Consider the following 5,329-nt stretch of genomic DNA (forward strand, 5'->3'; position numbering starts at 1 on the left):
TCTAACTGGAGCAGATCACTACGGACTAGGTGATATAAAGGTATGAATCAGTTAGTTGATACTTAACGGTGTGCTCTTAAGAACTAAAGCTTTTAATTTTCCACTCTTGGAAGGCGTTGTTGCCTAAATCAGTTGAACCTTTTTCGAGTCTTGCGATCTGATCTTTTATGATGGTTAGAGCGGTGGTGACATGGGTAAGGCAAAAAAGAAGATAACTAACTGGGCGGAGTACAATAAGGCTCTGTGCAAACGGGGCTCGGTTACGTTCTGGATAGATGATTCAGCCGTAGATGCATGGCGATGCAAAGCCCATCATGGTAAGCGTGGTAGAGGCTTCCAGTACTCTGATACAGCGATTGAAACTGCATTGATGATTAAGGGGATATTCTCTCTACCATTGCGGGCTCTTCAAGGTTTTATCGACTCTATCTTTGAGCTACTGGAGGTTCCACTGACGCCCCCTGACTACACGTGTATCAGCAAACGCTCGAAGACAGTTCAGGTCAAATATCATAACAAATCCAGAGGAGCTATTCGCCATATCGCTATTGACTCGACTGGTCTCAAAGTCTTTGGCGAAGGTGAGTGGAAGGTGAAAAAGCACGGCGCCGAAAAACGCAGAACTTGGCGCAAACTGCACTTAGCCGTTGATGTAGAAACTCATGAGGCCATTAGTGCAGAAGTCAGTCTTGTAAGTGTTGGCGATAGCGAAGTGCTGCCAACATTACTCAACCCTTTACGTAGAAAGGTAGATACCGTATCTGCTGATGGAGCGTATGACACAAAAAGTTGCTATGAGACCCTGCAAAATAAGGGCAGTACTCCGTTGATACCGCCTCGAAAGAATGCGGCGCTTTGGGAAGAAGGGCATCCCAGAAATGAAGCAGTAAAGGCTTTGAAAAACGGAACAATAGCGGAGTGGAAATCTGAGTCGGGTTATCACTATCGCTCAATATCTGAGACCGCAATGTCTCGATATAAAGGACTAACCAGCGGTAAATTGAGCTTGAGATGTTATAACGCTCAAGTGGGAGAAATCATGGCGAATGTCAAAGCTATAAACAAAGTCATAGGACTAGGTATGCCTGTTCGAAGCTAACGGTGAGTCAAATATGGCGTCGTTGGTCTTTAAACCGATTTGATCAACAACGCCGTCGTATTGACTAAAAAGCATGCGAAACGGGGTGCCTCTATCTCCAAATTTAATTACGCAACAAAGCCACCTCAGATGACAATACTTCGGCGCACTTAACAAAATTAACCTTTATTTATAAGTGGGCATTAAGTATTATTGATAATATTAATAATACTTGATAATTAAACATGTTAAATAATGTATCTATAAAAAACAAAATTCAAATGACAATCGGTCTAGCGGCTATGCTTATGTTATTGTTGGGAGGATTCGAACTCTACATTCAACAAGAGCAGAGACTTGAAGAAAGGCATGATAAACTGCAAGCGCAAGTAGAGACTGCGGTATCCTTAGTCCAACACTTCAGAACCAATGAGTCTCTAAATATAGAAGACGCTCAAACAGCAGCAAAAAAAATATTATCAGACCTCAGATACGATGATGACCACTATTTTTGGGTAACCAATACAAAAAACAAACTAATTATCCACCCGAAAAGGCTGACTTCTATTGGCCAAGATATGACTAACGTTCGAGATAGTAAAGGTAATTATCATTGGCGCGAAATGTCTCGTATTGCCAAAAACAATTCTTCAGGTTTTTTGAGTTACACATGGCGAGATCAGCAAGGAAAAGATAAAGATAAGGTTTCATATGTGTATTACATTCCAGAATGGGATTGGATTGTAGGATCGGGATTATTCATTTCTGACATCCAAGAAGATTTTCACAAAAATATCATACAGCAAAGCGTTTTATTAGTAATTATTATGGGGATCTTGTTTTCTATTAGCTTCTTTATCAGCGATAGTATTGTAAAACCAATCGAACAATTAGTTGAAAACCTCAAGATCATCGCGAGTGGCAATTTAACAACAAACTTCCAACAGAACCGAGAAGATGAGATTGGAGAGCTAAACCGAGGCCTTTGTCAAATGCAGACTACCATTAGAGGTACCTTAATTGCTGCGCAAAGTACAGCCGATAAGGCAAGTCTTTTATCGGAAAGCATAGCCTCTTCAAGTGAAGAAACCGCTCAAAGTTTAGCATCTCAGAACTCACAACTTGAGCAGATGTCAACGGCAATGAGTGAAATGTCAGCAACTATTAAGAATGTAGCTATCAACGCCGAATATAGCTCAGAAAAAACCAGTGAATCCTCGCATCAAGCACAAGCCAGCAGCCAAAGTATGGTCACAACACTTGAAGATGTTTCGGCAATCTCCTTCTCTATCGATGAAACAACACAGTTAATGGCGACCTTGAAACGCGGTGTAGATAATATAGGCCAAGTTGTGCAAGTTATCCAAGAAGTGTCTGAACAAACAAATTTACTTGCACTGAATGCCGCGATTGAAGCGGCGCGAGCAGGAGAACAAGGTCGTGGTTTTGCTGTGGTTGCCGATGAGGTTCGCAATCTTGCAAGCCGAACTCAAGATTCTACCAGTCAAGTTCAATCAACGATTAACGAGTTACTCTCTAGTACTTCTGAAGTGCTTACTGTCATGGAAAGTAATAATGCAAGTATTAGCACCTGTGTAGAAACAGCTCAACATACAAAAGACACACTAGTATCTATGGTAGGAAGCCTCAACGAAGCTAATGATATGGTCGCTCAAATTGCCGCTTCCGCTGAACAGCAAGGCATCGTTTCAAATGAAATGAGTGAAAATGTTAGTGTGATTAATTTATCAGCAAGAGAAATTAATCAAGCTAGTGTACATATGGCATCTCAAACTCAAGAGATGGCAAGTGCTGCCGAAGAGCTTAAACAACTATTGACATACTTTAAGCTGGAATAATCCGACGCACCTTGGTCTATATCGACACCTCTCCCCCGGATATAGACCAATCTATTTGCTCGTTAATATTACTAACAGAAGGTTTTTTTTCAAAACCAAAAGACAAAGTCATCAACCTACGATCGATTAACTAAGTTTACTTAAATACTTAGACTAATAACCAAGCTGTGCTAAAGACTTAAGTCTGTTGTTGCTGAGTCAAAGGTCTAGGTTGATTAAGTGTTTTTGACTGACCTCAAAGAGCAAAAAAGTGTGTTATTCACTCTACTATATTGGAGATGTAAAGATTAAAATCAATAAAAACATAAAACTATCAGTAGATTACAGTCTTTTAGATGTATTCAAGAAAGACTGTACCAAGTCACTACTAACTCCAAATAACTGTGTCTCGGTGATGACTCAACAAGAAAAACTGTCATTTTTTTTCTCTATCGTAAACCAAAGTGCAAACGCCGTTGTTATTACAAACGTTGACAGGGACATTATCTACGCCAATAAAAAATTTGAAGAACTGAGTGGCTATGCCCTATGTGAAGTTCTTGGCAAGAACCCAAGAATATTGAAATCAAACAATACCCCAGTCGACAGCTACCGCGATATGTATCGCACATTACAGTCGGGAAGTTCTTGGAAGGGTGTATTTTTCAATAAATATAAAGATGGCCCCGAGTATATTGAAGAAGCTGTTATTTCTCCGATAATGTGCGATATAGGAGAAGTTATTTGTTATCTTGCAGAAAAAAAAGACATTACAGTTCAAAGGGCTATGGAAGACAGCGTACGGAAATTGACTCATTTTGATAGTCTAACGGAACTGCCTAATCGGGCCTACTTTATCGAAGAAGCCAAGAGGATAATGGACTTTCAACTAGCTAAAGATAACTGCTTTACGATATTGTTTGCCGACTTAAACCGATTTAAAGAGCTTAATGATAGCAGAGGCCACCTTGCTGGTGATATGGCGCTAAAAGAGGTAGCTAGACGGATTGAAAACGCACTTCCGTCTGGTGATTTAGCAGCTAGAGTTGGAGGGGATGAGTTTGTTGTGATTCATCGAAAAGCGACACAAGAAAGCACTGCGCATTTAGCTGCCCAATTGGTAGCGGCACTGAGTCGACCTATCCCGATAAATATAGGACAAAAAGCTTTTCTGGGTGTTAGTATCGGAGCAGCCACATGGCCTTTGGACGGTGAAACATTGCATGATGTGCTCTCACATGCAGACTTAGCTATGTACGAAGCTAAGTCGACTGATCGGGGCTTTGTCTTCTACACGGAACAGATTGGCACACACTATCATCGTGAATTGGAGTTATCGCGCAGGTTAAATCAGGCTATACACGATAAAGATCAGTTTCATCTAGTCTATCAGCCAAAATTTTATACAGCCAGTACGGAAGTTGCAGGGGTTGAAGTTCTGCTTCGCTGGGACGAGCCTGAGCTTGGTATCATTAACCCTGGGGAGTTTATTCCTCTTGCCGAGAAGTATAGGATAATGTGTCCTCTCGGTAAGTGGGTCATCAAAGCCGCTAGTAAGCAATTTCGTCAGTGGCAATCAGAGGATAGAGTGTTGCCAGGTAGAATGGCTGTGAATATCTCCGTTCAACAATTAGAGCAACCTGAGTTCTTTGAGAGCATTATAAGTATGATTTCAGAAGAGGGACTCTCTCCTTCCATATTTGAATTAGAAGTGACAGAGTCGGTATTGATGAGTAACCCAGAAAAAACAATGCGCGTGTTGCAAAAGTTAGAACATGTAGGATTCAGTATCGCTATCGACGATTTTGGTACTGGCTTTTCGTCTTTATCGTACCTCAAAAGAATTAACGCAAAGGTTTTGAAAATTGATAAATCGTTCATTGAGAGTTTGGCGACCAGCATACACGACAAAATGATAGTGAAATCTGTGGTGGACTTAGCTCAGAATCTGGGGTTATCCGTTGTGGCTGAGGGCGTCGAAACTGAGGAGCAAAGGCGTTATCTTGAAGAGGTCGGGTGCGACATGGTACAGGGCTACTACTACTCAAGACCACTCACCGCAGAAGAATTAATCCGAAAATTTACTTTTAAAACTTTGCTTAAGGAATGAACAATGACTGAGCATTCTTCTCCATTTTTAAATACTTTCTATTTGAGAGTGTTATCTGTCGTTCATGAAGGTTTGTCGCAAAGTTATGAAGAAGCACAAGCGTACTGATTTTTATATGAAATTAGGCTGATTTCGAGTGAAGCTGTTCCCAAACAGATAAGCTTTCAGGATTGTCAAGCAGTCCATTTTTAATTATCGACCGGCTTTGTTGCGTAATTAAATTTAGAGATAGAGCCAACCCGTTTCGCGTATTTCTTAGTCAATACGACAAGTTTCAGGCATACCTAACCCAGTAAGCTTGTT

At 40.8% G+C, this 5,329-nt stretch carries 3 protein-coding genes; all 3 read left to right on the forward strand.

Annotation, left to right across the window (positions count from 1 at the left end; all coding sequences use genetic code 11):
• Positions 1-190: 190 nt before the first annotated feature.
• The 3 genes from AB4589_RS20960 (at position 191) to AB4589_RS20970 (ending at position 5,026) form a co-directional block, all read left to right on the forward strand.
• Positions 191-1,099, forward strand: a complete 909-nt coding sequence (locus AB4589_RS20960) for an IS5 family transposase (protein WP_065679953.1) — start codon at positions 191-193, stop codon at positions 1,097-1,099.
• A gap of 224 nt (positions 1,100-1,323) precedes the next feature.
• Complete coding sequence (locus AB4589_RS20965) at positions 1,324-2,937, forward strand: methyl-accepting chemotaxis protein (protein ID WP_372101621.1); 1,614 nt, start codon at positions 1,324-1,326, stop codon at positions 2,935-2,937.
• Between the two features lie 250 nt (positions 2,938-3,187).
• Positions 3,188-5,026 carry an EAL domain-containing protein gene (locus AB4589_RS20970; RefSeq protein ID WP_372101622.1) on the forward strand — a complete coding sequence of 613 codons (1,839 nt, stop codon included), beginning with the start codon at positions 3,188-3,190 and terminating at the stop codon, positions 5,024-5,026.
• Positions 5,027-5,329: the final 303 nt, after the last annotated feature.

This window comes from Vibrio sp. 10N.222.49.A3, from assembly GCF_041475145.1.
GTDB classification, from domain to species: domain Bacteria; phylum Pseudomonadota; class Gammaproteobacteria; order Enterobacterales; family Vibrionaceae; genus Vibrio; species Vibrio tasmaniensis_A.